Consider the following 16,422-nt stretch of genomic DNA (forward strand, 5'->3'; position numbering starts at 1 on the left):
CTGCTCTCTTTTGGAAGCCCTGCATGTCTGTCGATCAACTCTCCACCCCGCTCTCCAAGGATGACGCCTATAAGCTGGTCGATGCCGTGATGGAGCGCGACGACCTCGCGCTCACCGCCTCTGCCCATGAGAACGAAGCGACGGGCGAATGGTTCTTCGAAGCCGTCTGCGATTCCCCGCCCGATCTCGAAGCCTTCTCCACCCTCGCCCAGCAAACCCTCGGCGGCGCCGTACAATGGAGCGTCACGACGCTCGATCCCGAAGTGAACTGGGTGGCCAAATCCCTTGAAGGCCTGCCCCCCGTGATCGCCGGCGGCTTTTATGTCTATGGCAGCCACCATGAAGGCGCGATCCCGCATGGCTATACCGCCATGAAGATCGACGCTGCCCAGGCCTTCGGCACCGGCCACCACGAAACCACCACCGGCTGCCTTGAAGCCATTGATCGCGTCCTCAAGCGCGGCCGCCCCCAGCGCCTGCTCGATGTCGGCACCGGCACGGGCGTCCTCGCCATTGCGCTGGCCAAGCGCCTCAAGACCCCGGTGATCGCCAGCGACATCGACCCCATCGCCGTCACCACCACCGCCGAAAATGCCGCCATCAATGGCGTGTCGCGCTTCATCGTGCCCATCGAGGCCACCGGCCTCAACCACCCCACGATCCAGGCCGGCGCGCCCTATGACCTGATCGTCGCCAATATCCTCGCGGGCCCGCTCACCGCGCTCGCGCCGGCCATGGGCCGCATTGCCGAACCCGGCGCCTCCATCATCCTGTCAGGCATTTTGGAGCATCAGTCGCGCGGCGTCATCGTCGCCTATGCCCGCCAGGGCATGGTGCTGGTGCAAAAGCTGCAGCGCAAGGAATGGACCACCCTGATGCTGCAAAAGCGCTGAGGCGCAGCCCCCTAAAAAGCAAAATCCCCGAACGCAGGTTCGGGGATCCTCGGATCAGCTCGTGATCAGGTCCGGCAAAAAACCAAACAGCGGCTTCAGGGGCGCTTGGTGAAGGCGCCGATCAGCTGGTGCTGCATGTGGTAGTTGCCCGGACGGCTGGTTTCGCGACCGCGCGCATCCACGACGGAACCCAGCGCTTTGCGGAAGTCGATCTTGTTCTCGGCCATTGCAGCAAACTCCATGCACGGTGACGACAAATCTTATCGTCGCGTTCCATCTAGGCCGAACCGCCCACCGGGGTAAGGCCAGCGGGCACAGACCAGCCATGCCAGTCCTGCAACCCAGGTTACCGAGACTTTAATCTACCGGCCCGCCCCGGTTTTCCATCCGCCTCTTCCCCCGCTACAATGGGGTCAAACCTCCCCTGCTTCCGAGGACTTCCCATGCCCGCCACCTTCCCGCCCGCCATCTTCCAGAGCTTTGCCGAAAAGTCCGACCCGGCCAATGTCGCGCCCCGGCTCCAGGCCTTGCGGGCCCAAATGTCGCAGGCCGGTGTCGATGGCTTCCTCATCCCGCGGGCCGATGCCCATCGCGGCGAATCGGTGCCCCCAAGCGAAGCGCGCCTCGCCTATGTCACCGGCTTTACCGGCTCTGCCGGCGTCGCCGTGATCGGCCCCGAGCGCGCCGCCCTTTTCATCGATAGCCGCTATACCCTCCAGGCTCCCGCCCAGACCGACACCACCCTTGTCGATGTCATCGAAATCGGCCAGGGCACCACCCTCGGCACCGAAATCGGCAACTACGTGCCGGCCAATGGCGTGCTGGCCTATGATCCCTGGCTCCATACCCCCGCCGAGATCCGCGAGCTGACCGAGCGCCTGGCGGGCCGCGTCACCCTGCGCCCGGTTGCCAACCTCGTCGACGCCATCTGGACCGACCGTCCCGCTCCGCCCAACGCCCCCATCACCCTGCGCTCGGACAATCTCACCGGCAAATCCAGCGCCGGCAAGCTCGAGGACCTCGCGACGGCGCTTCAGGCCGAAGGCGCCGATGCCGTCGTTCTGAACCTGCCCGAATCCATCTGCTGGCTGCTCAATATCCGCGGCAGCGACGTGCCCAACGCGCCCTTCGTGCTGGGCTATGCCACGGTCGACAAGGACCGCAATGTCGCCCTTTACGTCGATGGCGCCAAGCTCACGCCCGAGCGCCTGGCTGCCATCCGCCCGCTCGCCGACCTCGTCCATCCCGTAGCCGAATTCCCCGCCGCGCTCGAGGCGCTTGGCGGTGCCGGCAAGCGCGTGCTGGTAGATCCCGCCACCGCGCCCGAAGCGGTCGCAGCCGCCCTTAAAGCCGCTGGCGCCACGCTCGTCGAAAAACGTGACCCGGTGCTGCTGCCCAAGTCCCGTAAGAACGAGGCGGAACTGGCCGGCATGCGCGAAGCCCACAAGCTCGATGGCATCGCTCTCGCCAAATTCCTCGCCTGGTTCGCCCAGAGTGCACCCACCGGCACCCTGACCGAGATCGCCATCGTTACCGCCCTTGAAGCCTTCCGCCGCGAGGAGCCCACCTGCCTGGACGCCAGCTTCGACACCATTTCAGGCGCCGGCCCCAATGGGGCCATCGTGCACTACCGCGTGACCGAAAAAACCAACCGCACCCTCGCACCGGGCGAGCTCATGCTGGTGGATTCGGGCGCACAATATCTCTCGGGCACTACCGACATTACCCGCACCATGGCCAGCGGCCCCGCCACCGATGAACAGCGCGACCGCTTCACCCGCGTCCTCAAGGGGATGATCGCCATTTCCATGGCCCGCTTCCCCAAGGGCACGTCGGGTGCCCAGATCGATGTGCTCGCCCGCCAGTTCCTGTGGCAGGCCGGGGTCACCTATAATCACGGCACCGGCCACGGCGTGGGCGCCGCCCTCAGTGTGCACGAGGGCCCCATCGGCATCTCCTCGCGCTACACCCTGCCGCTCGAGCCGGGCATGGTGCTGTCCAATGAGCCCGGCTACTACAAATCAGGAGAATACGGCATCCGCATCGAAAACCTCCTCGCAGTCCGCGACAGCGACGTAGCTCCCGGCTTTCTCGAATTCGAAACCCTGACCCTCGTCCCGATCGATCGCCAGCTGATCGACGAGACCCTTCTCCTGCCCCCAGAATGCGCCTGGCTCAACACCTACCACGCCCGCGTCCGCACCGAGATCAGCCCCCACCTCACCGGCGAAGTCAAAACCTGGCTCGAAGCCGCCACAGCGCCGCTCACAGAGTAATTCTCTGCCTTCGGCCAAACCAGCTCATCAGTCGACACCCTCCCCCTAGCGGGGAGGAATTAAGGGAAAGGGGTCATCCAGCCCCGATCTACGAACGATCAACCCCAACCGATCTGGGCGCCCCCACCAGCCCCGCAGTCGGCCTTCCCTCCCCCTTGAGGGGAGGGACCGAGGGAGGGGGTCGCGGCACGAAACACCGCGGCCGCCCCACGCAAGGACCGTCTCACCGCTAAGCAAGTGTCGGGTGAAGTGAGCGGCGAAGGTGATCAGCGTTCCTCCCATCGACCCACTCCCCAACCCTCCCTCCAAGGGGAGGGAGGCCCACGCCCGAGATCGTGCGTCCTAGGTCCACAGCCCCTTAGTCAGCCTTCCCTCCCCCTTGAAGGGAGGGATCGAGGGTGGGGGTTCAGGCGGCCCCACATGCTCGGAGTCTGCCGAGGCGCGCCCCCCTCAAGAGCGAGAAGACGAGGGAGCCAGCCTCCTCACTCCCCCTGCGCCTCGGCAAAAATCTCGCTCAGCCGATACGGGTTCTCGGGATCATTGGACGCCACATCGTCGATCTTCCAGCCGCCGTCTTCCAGCACCAGCTCATAGGTCAGCTCGGTCGGCTCGCCGAAGTTCTCAAAGCTCACTTCCACCACGGCCGTGTCGCCGGTCACCGCCGCTTCACCGATGGCAAGGTCAGTGATCTCGAAATCCTGCCCATTGATGAAGGGGTCGAACGACAAGGCCCCCATCTCGCCCTCCGGCGTATTTTGCGCATCGGCGTCGTAAAGCGCCTGTAACGCCGCCGAGCGGAACTGGGACTCGTCCTCGGCGAACTCACCCGAGAAATAAGGCGCGTAGAACGCCTCCAGCAGCGCCTCGGGGGTTGGGAATGGCTGCGCCATCGCCCATCCACTCAAGCCCAAAACCGCCGTGGCGGCCAGCATCATCACGCGCATCTCGCTCTCCATCCCATCCGGGCGGGAGCCCTGCCCCGCCTGCCGTCCCAAACCCATGCTCGCGACCACCCGTCAGCGAAGCGGCTCACGGCGTGACCCGCTCGAACCACTCTTCTTCGCTGATCACCTCGACCCCAAGCTCCTCGGCCTTTTTGAGCTTGGAGCCGGCGCCGGGCCCCGCCACCAGAATATCGGTTTGCGCCGAAACCGAGGCGGCAACCTTCGCGCCCAGCCGTTCGGCCATCGCCTTGGCTTCCGACCGGGTCATCTTTTCGAGCGATCCGGTAAACACCACGGTCTTGCCCGCCACCACGCTATCGGCTGCAATGGTCACCACATAGGGTTTCGGCTTGACCTCCTTGAGCAGGTCATCGAGGGCCTGGATGTTGCGCTCATTGCCGAAGAACGCCAGCACCGACGAGCGCACGGTTTCCCCGATGCCGTTGATCTGGGGAAAGACCGGGCTGATCTCGCCTTCATGGTTGGCCGAATCCACCGCCGAGTCGCGCAACGCCTCGATTGTCCCGAAGGTTTTGGCCAGCAGCGCCGCCGTGGTTTCCCCGACATGGCGAATCCCCAGCGCAAAGATGAAGCGATCGAGCTCCGGCTCGCGCCGGGCATCGATGGCGTCAAACAGCTTGCGGACGGATACGGCGCCGAACCCCTCCACCTCCTTCAATTTCTTGACCGATCGCTCGTCGCGCGCCCGCAGGGTGAAGATGTCGGCCGCCCGCGCGATCCGCCCTTCGGCATAGAACTGCGCTACCTGCTTGTCGCCCAGCCCATCGATATCCATCGCGTTGCGGCCCACAAAGTGCTTGAGGCTTTCCACCGCTTGGGCCGGGCAGATCAACTCGCCGGTGCAGCGGCGCACCGAATCGAGCTTGCCGGTTTTTTCGTTGATCTCGCGCACCGCGTCGGACCCGCAGGCCGGGCATTGATGGGGATACACAAAGGGCTGCGCATCGACGGGGCGCTGCTCCATCACCACATCGACGATCTGCGGGATCACGTCCCCGGCGCGCTGCACCACCACCGTGTCGCCAATGCGCAGATCGACGCCATTGCGGATCGGCTCGCCATTGCTGCCCTTGCCCGCAATGTAATCTTCATTGTGCAAGGTGGCGTTCTCAACCACCACGCCACCCACCGTCACCGGCTGCAGCCGCGCCACCGGGGTCAGCGCTCCGGTGCGCCCCACCTGGATGTCGATCCCCAGCAGCACGGTGGTCGCCTGCTCGGCCGGAAATTTATGCGCGATCGCCCAGCGCGGCGCGCGCGACACGAACCCCCAGCGCTCGCGCAGGTCCAGCCGGTCGAGCTTGTAGACCACGCCATCGATGTCGTAGCCGAGGCTCGCCCGCTGTGCCTCGATCTTGCGGTACTGCTCCAGCAACTCGCTGACCGAAGCCGTGCGGATCAGCAGCGGATTGACCACAAAGCCCCACTCGCGGAACTTCTGCATTGCGTCCCACTGCGTCGCCGCCGGTGGCGCACTCGCCTCGCCCCAGGCATAGGCAAAAAAGTTGAGCTTGCGGCTGGCGGTGATTTTGGGATCCTTCTGGCGCAGCGACCCGGCCGCAGTGTTGCGCGGATTGACGAACTCCTGCCCGCCATACTTGGCCGAATGATCCTTGAGCCGCTTGAACTCGGCATGGGTCATATAAACCTCGCCGCGGATCTCGATCAGATCGGGCCAACCCTCCCCCTCAAGCTTTGCCGGAATATCGGCGATCGTCCGGAGGTTCTCGGTGATGTCCTCCCCCACCGTCCCATCGCCGCGCGTGGCGCCACGCACAAACACGCCTTTCTCGTAGCGCAATGATGCTGAAAGCCCGTCGATCTTGGGTTCAGCCGTAAACTCGAGCTGCATGGCCGGATCGCGCGCCAGGTCCTTCTCGAAGAACTTGCGCCCCCGCTGCACGAACTCGGCCACCTCCTCATCGGCAAACGCATTGCCCAGGCTGAGCATCGGCACGCCATGCCGAACCTTGGCGAAGGCTTCGGCTGGCGCCGCACCCACCGTTTCGGTCGGGCTGTCTGCCCGCACCAGTTGCGGAAAGCGCTCCTCGATTGCCGCATTGCGCTGCCGCAACGCATCGTATTCCGCGTCAGTCATCACCGGCGCATCCTGCTGATGATAGGCGAGATCAGCCTCGCGGATCAGCATGGCCAGCCGGGCCAGCTCCTGCTGCGCCTCCGCTTCGTTCAGATCGCGTTCATCTTTGTGGCTGAAATCGGACATGGGAGCACTCTGACTGGGTGGTCGCCTGCGGCGCGGCACGCAAGAATACTCCAGCAAGCTACTCCACAGCCAGCCTTTCCGCCCCCCGAACCCTGGCTTTCCCCGCCGATTCACGCACCACCAGATGCGCTGCAAACGAGATTCGAACCGCCACGTCAGGCGCTATCCGCCCTTTGATCCGGTCATCCAGCACCCGCACCAACCCTGCCCCGATCTGGCGCCCATGCACCCTAACTGTCGTTAGGTGCGGCGTGATCTGGGTAGCGGCTGAATAGTCGCCAAACCCCACCACCGAGACATCTTCCGGGATCCGATAGCCCAGCGTCAGCAGCTCGGTCACCACCGTCAGCGCCATCCCGTCATGGGCGCAAAAGAAGGCCGTCGGCTCGAAACCATCTGCCTTCGCTTCCTTCAGATGCGCGGTGAAGCGCTTCTCGCTGTGGAACTTGATCTCCCGAAACTCCACGTCCTCGCGGGCTTCCAGCACTTCGCGCATGCCATAGAACCGCTCGGTGCGACCGCGATAGCCGGGCGTACCATGCACATAGGCGATGTTACGGTGACCCAGTTCAATCAGGTAATTAGCCACCGCGGCGCCGCCCTCATGATCGGTGCCTGACACGAGATCAAATGGTGCCAGAGGGTCCACCCACCCATTGCGCGCCATGGGAATGCCGAGTTCCTTGATGCGCGTCATGCTTTCCAGCGAATGTGGGCCAACCAGAGCAACACCCTGACATTGCAAGGAAAACTCCTCCACTTCATCCAGCAAATGAGTGGAAGCCATGCGCACCTGATAGCCGTATTTCTGTGCTTCGGTGTGAAAGCCACTTTGCACCAGCAGGTGGAGTTCCGAGTTCACGAGATCGGTGTCGTGGAACACGATCCCCAGTGCCGGCACGCCGCTGTCGCTGCCCCCGCGCTCATAGCCGAGCTTGTCGGCCACCTGCTGCACCCGCTGGCGCGTTGCCTCACTGACACCGTCCTTGCCGGACAGCGCCCGCGAAACCGCAAATTTGGAAAGCCCCATATGCTGGGCGATAGTGGACAAGGTAACGCGTGCCATCGAAGCTCCTTGCAAGGCTCAGTTCGAGGTACTGCCGCAGCCTTGCATCCACCTACCCTGCCCAACAATCCACATCAATAACAACATAACGCTTTACCTAACGATTTTGTAGTCGCAAGCTCCCCGGCAGCTGACAACGCCATAGGCGGTTAGTTTTTTGGAGGAGATATTCATGGTATCCATCAGCCGCAGGGCTTTCATCGTCGCCAGCTCCGCACTTGCCGGCGCTGCTGCCATGCCGGGCTGGGCCTGGGCTCAGACCACCGGAGAATCAGCCTTCCTTAAGGCGCGTGTCGATAGCGGCGAACTGCCCCCCGTTGCCGAGCGCCTGCCCGCCAATCCGCTGGTCATCACCCCGCTCGAACGCGTCGGCCAGCAAGGCGGCGACTGGAACCACGCCCTGGTCGGCGGCGGCTCCCTTTCCATGCTGGTGCGCTACCAAGGGTACGAGCCACTGGTGCGTTACAATCAGGACTGGTCGGGACTCGTTGAAAACGTTGCTGAATCCTGGTCGGTGAACGACGCCGCGACCGAGTACACCTTCACCCTGCGCAAAGGTCACAAGTGGTCCGACGGCCATCCCTTCACCACCGCTGACGTCCAGTTCTGGTACGACGCCTACTTCATGGACCCCGAAACCTCCCATGGCAGCAATGCGTGGTGGATGGTCGATGGGGAACCTGCCAAGCTCGAAGTGGTCGACGAGCAGACCTTCAAAGTCATCTTCCCCGGCCCCAACGGCTTTTTCGTGCAGCAGCTCGCCTGGGCCAACCAGGACCAGCTGACCCGCACCCCCAAGCACTATCTCGAAAAATTCCACATCCGCTACAATCCTGAGGCGAACACCCTCGCCAAGGAAGCAGGTCTCGAGAGCTGGATTGCGCTGTTCCAGCGCGAAATCGGCATGTTGGACGACAACACCTTCTACCAGAACGGCAACCGGCCCACGCTCAATGCTTGGGTGTTCGACCGCGCCCCTGGCTCCAGCACCGAACAGGCCATCGCCACCCGTAATCCCTACTACTACAAGGTCGACACCGCGGGCACCCAGCTGCCCTATTTCGATCGCGTTGTTTACCAGATGGTCGCCGATCCCGAAGTGCTGCTGCTCAAGACGCTGCAGGGCGAGGTCGACATCATGGACCAGTATATCGCCACGCCAGCCAACAAACCGGTGCTGTTCGACAGCCAGGAAACGGGCGACTACAGCTTCTATACGCTCAAGGAAACGGCCGCTAACGTCATGGCCTTCCAGCTCAACCTTAACCACAACGATCCCGTCAAGAACGCCCTGTTCAACAACAAGGCGTTCCGGCAGGCGCTTTCGGTCGCTATCGACCGGCAGGCCATGATCGATGCGGTCTTTGTGGGTCAGGGTTCCCCTGCCCAGCCTTCTATGCGCGAGGGTGATCCGCTCTACAACGAGCAGTTGGCCAAGCAATTCACCGAATACGATCCAGCCAAGGCTAACGAGATGCTCGACGCCATCATCCCCAACAAGGATGGCGAGGGTTATCGGCTGGACGAGCAAGGCCGTCGCGTCACGATAATCTTCGAGATCGACCAGACCCGTACGACCTTCCTCGACATGTTCGAGCTGGCTATCCCGATGTTCCAGGCGGTCGGCATTGATGCGCAGATGCGCACCATGGACCGCTCGCTCTGGGAAGAACGCGTGCGGCGCGGTCGTGAATACGATGCCACCGCGCACCAGTTCGGAGCCAATTCCGGCATTGCCGCCATGCTCGACGCGCGCTTCTACGTGCCCATCAACAACAACTGCTTCTATGCCCCCGGCTGGGCGCTCTACTACACCCAACCCGACAATGAAGCGGCGGTTGAGCCTCCCCCGGAGGTTAAGGCGCAGCAGGAGCTCTACCGCGATCTCGTCGCCACTGCCGACCCGGCTGGCCAGAACGAGCGCATGGCGCAGGTCCTACAGAACGCGGCCGATCTGTTCCTCACCTTCGGCGTCAGCCTCCCCCCCGATGGCTATGGGATCGTCAAGAACAACGTGGTGAACCTGATGAAGGAGATGCCCAACTCCTTCGGCTGGCCCACCCCTGGCCCGGCCCGCCCCGAGCAGTTCTTCAAGAGCTAACTGCCGCTAGCCACTCGCCCTTTTCCACTCCGCCGGCCCTACCGGGCCGGCGATAGCGAACCCATGCCCAGGGACATCCCATGCTCGACAGCAAGTCGCAGACCACCGATCACCTCCGCACTCATGACTGGTACAAGTCAGCGACCCGCTGGACGCAGCTCACCCTGGCCGAAGACGACCCCATTAAGTACGACCCGGCCTTCTGGGTGGAAGTGTTCAAGCGCACGCGCTCCAACGCCACCTGCCTGAGCGCGGGCGGCTATATCGCCTATTATCCCTCCAAGGTGCCGCTGCACTACGTGTCCAAGTTCATCGGCGACAGCGATCCGTTCGGTGAGCTGGTCGCCGGCGCCCGCAAGCTCGGGATGCACGTTATGGCGCGCGTCGATCCGCACGCCATCCACCAGGATGCCGCCGACGCCCATCCCGAATGGATCGCGGTGGACAAGGACGGCAACAAGCGTCGCCACTGGGCTTTCCCCGAAGTGTGGGTGACCTGCGCCTATTCAGACTACAACTTCAAGTTCATGCCCGAGGTGCTCCGCGAGCTGACGGCCAACTATGATATCGACGCCATCTTCGCCAATCGCTGGCAGGGCCATGGCGTCTGCTACTGCGATGCCTGCAAGAGCAATTTCCGCGAAGCAACCGGACATGAGCTGCCGCTCGACCAGAAGCTTGAGAACCCCGCCTGGCTGGCCTGGACCGCTTGGCGCCGGGGCGTGCTGAGCCGCCTGGTGGTGGAATGGGACGAGGTGATGAAGGCCATCAAGCCGCATACCAGCTTCATCCCCAATATGGGCTCGGTATCGCTGACCGAGTTCGACCTCGAGATCATCGAGAAATACTGCCCCTTCCTGTGCGTCGACGATCAGGGGCGCCGGGGGACCGAACCCGTGTGGATGAGCGGTCGCAATGGCAAGCGCATGCGCGCGACCTTCCGCGACCGGCCTGCAATCCTGATCACCTCCATCGGTCCCGAAGAGGAATATCGCTGGAAGGATTCGGTCACCACCGGCCCCGAGATCCAGGCCTGGATGGATGACGGCACTGCCCAGGGGCTCCTGCCCTGGTTCACAAAGTTCAATGGCGTGGTGCCCGACACCCGCTGGGTCGAGCCGGTGGTCGATAGCTTCAACCTGCATGCCGATCTCGAGCCGGTGCTATCGCAAACGACGCCAACCGCCGAGATCGCAATCCTCGACCCCGCCACGACCCTGCGCCACCACGGCCTCGACACCCGCAGGGCAGCCGAAGCCGACGATCTCGGCTTTTATCTGGCTCTGGTGGAAGCGCGCATTCCATTCGAGATGGTTTCAGACCAGGCGATGACCCCGGAGGCATTGGACAAGTTCAAAGTCCTGATCCTCGCCAATGCTACGTGCCTTTCCGACGAGCAGATCGCGGCGCTAGAGGCTTATGTCGCCCGTGGCGGCAGCATCGTCGCGGCGCACGAAAGCTCCACACGTACGCCGGACAACAAGCTCCGCCACGCCATTGGTCTGGGCCAGCTGCTGGGTGTGACCATGACCGGGTCCGTCCGTGGACCGGTCAAGAACACCTATGTCGCCATCAACGGGGAACACCCGATCTCCGGCGGCTTTGAGGGCGCCAACCGTATTATTGGCGGCACCAGGCTTCTAGCCGTAGATGCGGCGCCCGACACCAGCCAGCCCTTCCTTTACGTCCCCGACTTCCCTGACCTTCCCATGGAAGAGGTTTACCCGCGCGAAGAGCCCAAGGGCGCGGCGGTGGTGACCCGCGAGCATGCCGGCGGCGGTCGCACCGTCTACATCCCGTGGAATATCGGCGCCATTCTGTGGGAGGTTCTCGCGGCCGACCACTCCCGCCTTATCGGCAATGCCGTACGCTGGGCTCTGGGCAAACGCCCTGACGTCGAGATCGGCGGCCGCGCGGTGCTCGACCTCGCAGTGCGCGAGAACGAAGCCGGCATGGCTGTCGTGCTCAACAACATCTCCAACCCCATGATGATGAAGGGCCCGATCCGCGAAGTCTATCCAACCGGCGAGATCACGGTCTCCATCGCGGTGCCAGCTGGCAAGACTGTGGGCAAAGTCGACTTGCTGGTCGCCGGCCAGCGCTTGGAGACGAGCCTTGTGGACGGACGGCTTAATGTCGTTGTGCCCAGCATCGAGACACTCGAAGTTGTCCACCTGACCTGGAGCTAGAGGGGGCGGCGCCATGTTGAACTATGTGATCAAGCGGCTGATCTACATGATCCCGACATTGTTCGGCATGTCGCTCATCGCCTTCATGATTATCCAGCTACCGCCAGGGGATTATCTCACCTCCATGCTGGCGACCATGGCCGAGAGCGGCCAGAACGTCGATCCCGCGCAGCTCGAAGCCATGCGCCGCGCCTATGGTTTTGATGACCCGATCTGGCTGCAGTATTGGAAGTGGATCAGCGGCATCATCTTCCGCGGCGATTTTGGCTATTCCTTTGAATGGAACCGCCCAGTCGCCGACCTGATCTGGGAGCGGATGGGCTCGACGCTCGCCATCTCGATTGCCGCCCTGCTCTTTGTCTGGGCTGTGTCCCTGCCGATCGGCATTTATTCGGCCATGCGACGCCACTCGTTCGGCGATTACGCGTTCACGTTCCTCGGCTTTATCGGCCTCGCCGTGCCCAACTTCATCATGGCGCTGGCGCTGATGTATTTCAGCTACAAGGTTCTGGGCCAGAGCGTGGGCGGCCTGTTCTCGCCTGAATATGTCGAGGCGCCCTGGAGCTGGGGCAAGTTCGTCGATCTCCTGGCTCACCTCTGGATCCCGATCATCGTCATCGGCACCAGCGGCACGGCAGCACTGATCCGCATCCTGCGTGCCAATCTCACCGACGAGTTGAACAAGCCCTATGTGGTGACGGCTAAGGCCAAGGGCCTGCCCGAATACAAGGCCGTGTTGAAGTATCCGGTCCGGATCGCGCTGAACCCCTTCGTTTCGGCGATCGGCTGGGTCCTGCCCGAGCTTGTTTCTGGCGTCACCATCACCGCCATTGTCCTCAACCTGCCCACGGCCGGCCCGCTGCTGCTGCGGGCCCTGATCAGCCAGGACATGTATCTGGCCGGCAGCTTTATCCTGCTGATGGGCGTGCTGACGCTCTTTGGCATGCTGATCTCCGACATTCTGCTCGCCCTTCTTGACCCACGGATCAGGTTCAACTGATGCTTGCGCACACTTTCATCGAGGGAACGCCCGAAACCGGCCCTGCCGTCTCTTCCCTGCAGGTCGGCAAGCCGATCGAAACTGCGGTCGCGGGTCCATGGCGGCTGATGTGGGCCAAGTTCTCGCGCAACAAGGTCGCGCTCGTCGCCGGCGTGATCATCCTCATGCTCTATCTCATCGGCATCTTTGCCGAGTTCCTGGCACCCACCCTGCCCGACGCGGCCCGCCCGCAATTCACCAATGCGCCGCCCCAGGAACTAAGGCTTTTCGTGACCGAGCAGGATGGTAGCCAACACTTCCAACTGCACGTCACTGGCTACACTATGAGTGTGGATCAGGCATCGCTGCGCCGTAGCTACGTGATCGATGAGAACGCCGTCGTGCCCATCGGTCTCTTGGTCAAGGGCGCGCCCTATAAGCTCTGGGGCCTGTTCCCTTCCGACGTACATCTGCTCGGGCCCCTCAAGTCGACCGATACCATGTATCTGCTGGGCACCGATAAGCTCGGCCGCGACCTGCTGAGCCGGTTGATCCACGGCACAAGGGTGTCCATGTCCATCGGCCTGATCGGCGTCGCCATTAGCCTCTGTCTCGGCGTGACGCTCGGTGCGATCTCTGGGTTCTACGGCGGCGTGGTTGATCTGGTGATCCAGCGCATCATCGAGGTGATTTCCTCAATGCCGACTATCCCGCTTTGGCTGGGCCTTGCCGCGGCCATTCCGCTGAGCTGGTCACCCCTGACGGTGTATTTCCTCATCACCCTTATCGTCTCGCTGTTCGGCTGGACCGGACTGGCGCGGGAAGTGCGGGGCCGCTTCTTTGCCCTGCGCGGCGAGGATTTCGTTACCGCCGCCCGTCTGGATGGCTCAAGCGAACGCCGGCTGATCTTCCGGCACATCATGCCCTCGCTGACGAGCCACATCCTCGCGGTCGTGACCCTCGCCCTGCCCACGATGATCGTTGCTGAAACGGCGCTGAGCTTTCTCGGCATTGGGCTCAAGGCACCGGTCGTGTCCTGGGGGGTGCTGCTGCAGGACGCGCAAAATGTGCGCACCATTGCGGGCGCGCCCTGGCTGCTGATCTGGCCGGCAGGCGCTGTGGTTCTGACCGTGCTGGCCTACAACTTCCTTGGCGATGGTCTGCGCGACGCGGCCGACCCCTATGAAAGCTGAGCCATGACTGTCCATCCCCTCTCTACCGGCACGCAACCAGCAGGCGATGAGGCGCCGATTGTCCTCAGTGTCGAGCATCTCAGCCTCGATTTCCGCCTGCGCACCGAGATCCTGCATGCGGTGCGTGATGTCAGCTTCGTGCTGCGGCGCGGCGAGACCCTGTGCCTTGTGGGTGAAAGCGGCTCGGGCAAATCGGTGACCGCCCGTGCCCTGCTTCGTATCCTTGATCGCAATGGGACCATTACCGGCGGCCGCATCCTCCTGGGCAGTGAGGGCGAAGAGATCGACGTCGCAGCGCTCTCGGACCGCGATCCCAAGCTGCTGCAAATCCGCGGCGGACGCATTGGGCTGATCTTTCAGGAGCCGATGAGTTCGCTCTCGCCAGTGCACACGATCGGCAGCCAGATCATCGAAGCCCTGCGTCTGCATCGGCGCATGGACAAGAAGCAGGCGCGTGCCGAAACCATCGAGCTCTTGCGGCAGGTCGAGATCCCCAATCCCGACAAGATGGTCGACCGCTATACCTTCGAATTCTCCGGCGGCATGCGCCAGCGCGCCATGATCGCCATGGCGCTGGCGGCTGATCCGGACATCCTGATCGCCGACGAGCCCACCACCGCGCTCGATGTCACAACCCAGGCGGAGATCCTCGATCTCATCAAGCGCCTCCAGGTGAGCCGTGGCATGGCGATGTTGCTGATCACCCATGACATGGGCGTGGTCGCCGAGGTTGCCGACGCCGTTGCGGTGATGCGCTATGGCCGTATTGTCGAGGCGGGCAGCGCTGAGGACATTTTCCATGATGCCCGTCATCCCTACACGGTGCGCCTGCTCAACTCGACGGTGAAGCTCGAGCAGAACCAGCGCACCGCCGCGCGTGCCGAGACCAGCACGCAGGCGCGCCAGCCGGTCCTTAGCGTGCGCAACCTGTCCAAGGTTTATGGTGCCTCGAGCGCGTGGTTCGGTGGCAACAGCCATGCGCTCAAAGCCGTCGATGATGTGAGCCTCGATCTTTATCCCGGCGAGAACCTCGGCATTGTGGGCGAGAGCGGCTCGGGCAAGACCACGCTTGGCCGCCTGATCCTGCGCACCCTCGAGCCCAGCGCCGGCACGGTCACCTATCATGGTGCCGGCGCGCCCATGGATGTCACCGCTCTGAGCAAGCAGGGTCTCAAGGCGTTTCATCGCGATGTGCGGCTGGTGTTCCAGGACCCATTCGCGTCTCTGAACCCGCGCATGACCGTCAAGGAGATCATCGGCGATCCGCTTTATGTCTCGGGCAAGATGCGCGGGGCGGCAATCGAAGCGCGTGTCGCCGAATTGCTGACGCTGGTAGGGCTCGACCCCATGGCGATGGAGCGCTATCCGCATGCGTTCTCCGGTGGCCAGCGCCAGCGCATCGGCATCGCCCGCGCCCTGGCGCTCGATCCCAAGATCATTATCGCCGACGAGGCCACGGCAGCGCTCGACGTGTCGATCCGCGCCCAGATCCTCGATCTGCTGCTCGACATCCAGCAAAAGCTGGGCCTGAGCTTCATCTTCATCTCCCACGACATCTCCGTGGTCCGCTATTTCTGCGACCGGGTTGCGGTGATGCGCCTGGGCAAGCTGGTGGAGGTCGGCACCGCCGAGCAGATCTGCACCCAGCCGCAACACCCCTACACCCAGAGCCTGATTTCGGCTGTTCCCAACCCCGATCCCCGCAACAAACGGATGCTGCACCGCACCCGCTATGTGGCCTGAAGGAAAACCGCCTTGCCCAAATTCTCCGCCAATCTCTCCTTCCTCTATGCCGACCAGCCATTCCTTGAGCGCTTTGCCGCGGCGGCGGCCGATGGGTTCAGCGCCGTCGAATATGTTGCCCCCTATGCCTTTGGCGCCGACCAGGTCGCCGGGCGCCTGAAGGACAATGGTCTTGAGCAGGCGCTGTTCAACCTGCCCCCCGGAGACTGGGACGCTGGCGAGCGCGGCATTGGCTGCCTGCCCGACCGGGTCGAGGACTTCCGGAGCGGGGTGACGACGGCAGTCGCCTATGCACAGGCCCTGGCTTGCACCAAGGTGAACTGCCTTGCCGGCATCGCCCCTGCGGGCAGCAGCGTGGAAGAGCGCGATGCAATTCTGATCGACAATCTGCGCTATGCGGCACCGCGTCTGGCCGATGCCGGCATCAAGCTGCTGCTCGAGCCCATCAATCTGCGCGACATTCCAGGATTTCATGTCTCGACCACTCACCATGCCGAGCGCATCCTTGATGCGGTGGGGTCCGACAACCTCTTCATCCAATTCGACGTCTACCATACCCAGGTGATGCAGGGAGATCTCATGCCCACCTATGCCCGGCTGCGCGAGCGCATCGCCCATGTGCAGATCGCCGATAATCCCGGCCGCAACGAGCCGGGCACCGGCGAGATCAACTATCCCTTCGTCCTAAGCGAACTCGATCGGCTCGGCTACACGGGCTGGGTGGGCTGCGAGTACAAGCCCAAGGCCGGCACCAGCGCCGGGCTCGGCTGGATGAAACCCTATCTCTAAGGAG

At 63.2% G+C, this 16,422-nt stretch carries 12 protein-coding genes; 8 read left to right on the forward strand and 4 right to left on the reverse strand.

Annotation, left to right across the window (positions count from 1 at the left end):
* Window positions 1-23: 23 nt before the first annotated feature.
* Window positions 24-893: a 50S ribosomal protein L11 methyltransferase gene (locus ELX51_RS10930; protein WP_127753546.1), complete on the forward strand. Its 870-nt coding sequence runs from the start codon at window positions 24-26 to the stop codon at window positions 891-893.
* Window positions 894-988: 95 nt separating this feature from the next.
* Here the strand turns inward: ELX51_RS10930 and ELX51_RS20420 are convergent, their stop codons facing one another.
* Complete coding sequence (locus ELX51_RS20420; RefSeq protein ID WP_282567554.1) at window positions 989-1,120, reverse strand: hypothetical protein; 132 nt, start codon at window positions 1,118-1,120, stop codon at window positions 989-991.
* Between the two features lie 216 nt (window positions 1,121-1,336).
* Here ELX51_RS20420 and ELX51_RS10935 point away from each other — a divergent pair, with 216 nt between their 5' ends.
* Window positions 1,337-3,169 (forward strand): aminopeptidase P family protein, encoded by a 1,833-nt coding sequence (locus ELX51_RS10935; RefSeq protein ID WP_127753547.1) that lies wholly within the window; start codon window positions 1,337-1,339, stop codon window positions 3,167-3,169.
* A 482-nt stretch (window positions 3,170-3,651) separates the two neighbouring features.
* Here the strand turns inward: ELX51_RS10935 and ELX51_RS10940 are convergent, their stop codons facing one another.
* From ELX51_RS10940 to ELX51_RS10950, 3 genes are all read right to left on the reverse strand, one after another.
* Window positions 3,652-4,113 (reverse strand): DUF3828 domain-containing protein, encoded by a 462-nt coding sequence (locus ELX51_RS10940; RefSeq protein WP_164854839.1) that lies wholly within the window; start codon window positions 4,111-4,113, stop codon window positions 3,652-3,654.
* Window positions 4,114-4,198: 85 nt separating this feature from the next.
* Window positions 4,199-6,358, reverse strand: a complete 2,160-nt coding sequence (gene ligA / locus ELX51_RS10945) for an NAD-dependent DNA ligase LigA (RefSeq protein ID WP_127753549.1) — start codon at window positions 6,356-6,358, stop codon at window positions 4,199-4,201.
* A 58-nt stretch (window positions 6,359-6,416) separates the two neighbouring features.
* Window positions 6,417-7,424: a LacI family DNA-binding transcriptional regulator gene (locus tag ELX51_RS10950; RefSeq protein ID WP_127753550.1), complete on the reverse strand. Its 1,008-nt coding sequence runs from the start codon at window positions 7,422-7,424 to the stop codon at window positions 6,417-6,419.
* Window positions 7,425-7,596: 172 nt separating this feature from the next.
* Here ELX51_RS10950 and ELX51_RS10955 point away from each other — a divergent pair, with 172 nt between their 5' ends.
* From ELX51_RS10955 to hyi, 6 genes are all read left to right on the forward strand, one after another.
* On the forward strand, window positions 7,597-9,525 hold the full coding sequence (locus ELX51_RS10955; protein ID WP_127753551.1) for an ABC transporter substrate-binding protein: 1,929 nt from the start codon (window positions 7,597-7,599) through the stop codon (window positions 9,523-9,525).
* An 80-nt stretch (window positions 9,526-9,605) separates the two neighbouring features.
* Complete coding sequence (locus ELX51_RS10960) at window positions 9,606-11,714, forward strand: family 10 glycosylhydrolase (RefSeq protein WP_127753552.1); 2,109 nt, start codon at window positions 9,606-9,608, stop codon at window positions 11,712-11,714.
* A 13-nt stretch (window positions 11,715-11,727) separates the two neighbouring features.
* Entirely contained in the window at window positions 11,728-12,714 is a 987-nt protein-coding gene (locus ELX51_RS10965; protein ID WP_127753553.1) for an ABC transporter permease, read from the forward strand.
* Window positions 12,714-13,886: an ABC transporter permease gene (locus tag ELX51_RS10970; protein ID WP_127753554.1), complete on the forward strand. Its 1,173-nt coding sequence runs from the start codon at window positions 12,714-12,716 to the stop codon at window positions 13,884-13,886. The genes ELX51_RS10965 and ELX51_RS10970 overlap by 1 nt, the downstream gene beginning before the upstream one ends.
* A 3-nt stretch (window positions 13,887-13,889) precedes the next feature.
* Window positions 13,890-15,629: an ABC transporter ATP-binding protein gene (locus ELX51_RS10975; RefSeq protein WP_127753555.1), complete on the forward strand. Its 1,740-nt coding sequence runs from the start codon at window positions 13,890-13,892 to the stop codon at window positions 15,627-15,629.
* Between the two features lie 12 nt (window positions 15,630-15,641).
* Window positions 15,642-16,418, forward strand: a complete 777-nt coding sequence (gene hyi, locus ELX51_RS10980) for a hydroxypyruvate isomerase (protein ID WP_127753556.1) — start codon at window positions 15,642-15,644, stop codon at window positions 16,416-16,418.
* The last annotated feature ends 4 nt before the right edge of the window (window positions 16,419-16,422 follow it).

Origin of the sequence: Devosia sp. 1566, from assembly GCF_004005995.1 — a bacterium.
Taxonomy (GTDB): domain Bacteria; phylum Pseudomonadota; class Alphaproteobacteria; order Rhizobiales; family Devosiaceae; genus Devosia.

Bases quoted from the DNA above. Each gene is read 5' to 3' on its own strand.
- ELX51_RS10930 (WP_127753546.1), top strand. From the start codon at position 24: ATGTCTGTCGATCAACTCTCCACCCCGCTCTCCAAGGATGACGCCTAT.
- ELX51_RS20420 (WP_282567554.1), bottom strand. From the start codon at position 1,120: ATGGCCGAGAACAAGATCGACTTCCGCAAAGCGCTGGGTTCCGTCGTG.
- ELX51_RS10935 (WP_127753547.1), top strand. From the start codon at position 1,337: ATGCCCGCCACCTTCCCGCCCGCCATCTTCCAGAGCTTTGCCGAAAAG.
- ELX51_RS10940 (WP_164854839.1), bottom strand. From the start codon at position 4,113: ATGCGCGTGATGATGCTGGCCGCCACGGCGGTTTTGGGCTTGAGTGGA.
- ligA (WP_127753549.1), bottom strand. From the start codon at position 6,358: ATGTCCGATTTCAGCCACAAAGATGAACGCGATCTGAACGAAGCGGAG.
- ELX51_RS10950 (WP_127753550.1), bottom strand. From the start codon at position 7,424: ATGGCACGCGTTACCTTGTCCACTATCGCCCAGCATATGGGGCTTTCC.
- ELX51_RS10955 (WP_127753551.1), top strand. From the start codon at position 7,597: ATGGTATCCATCAGCCGCAGGGCTTTCATCGTCGCCAGCTCCGCACTT.
- ELX51_RS10960 (WP_127753552.1), top strand. From the start codon at position 9,606: ATGCTCGACAGCAAGTCGCAGACCACCGATCACCTCCGCACTCATGAC.
- ELX51_RS10965 (WP_127753553.1), top strand. From the start codon at position 11,728: ATGTTGAACTATGTGATCAAGCGGCTGATCTACATGATCCCGACATTG.
- ELX51_RS10970 (WP_127753554.1), top strand. From the start codon at position 12,714: ATGCTTGCGCACACTTTCATCGAGGGAACGCCCGAAACCGGCCCTGCC.
- ELX51_RS10975 (WP_127753555.1), top strand. From the start codon at position 13,890: ATGACTGTCCATCCCCTCTCTACCGGCACGCAACCAGCAGGCGATGAG.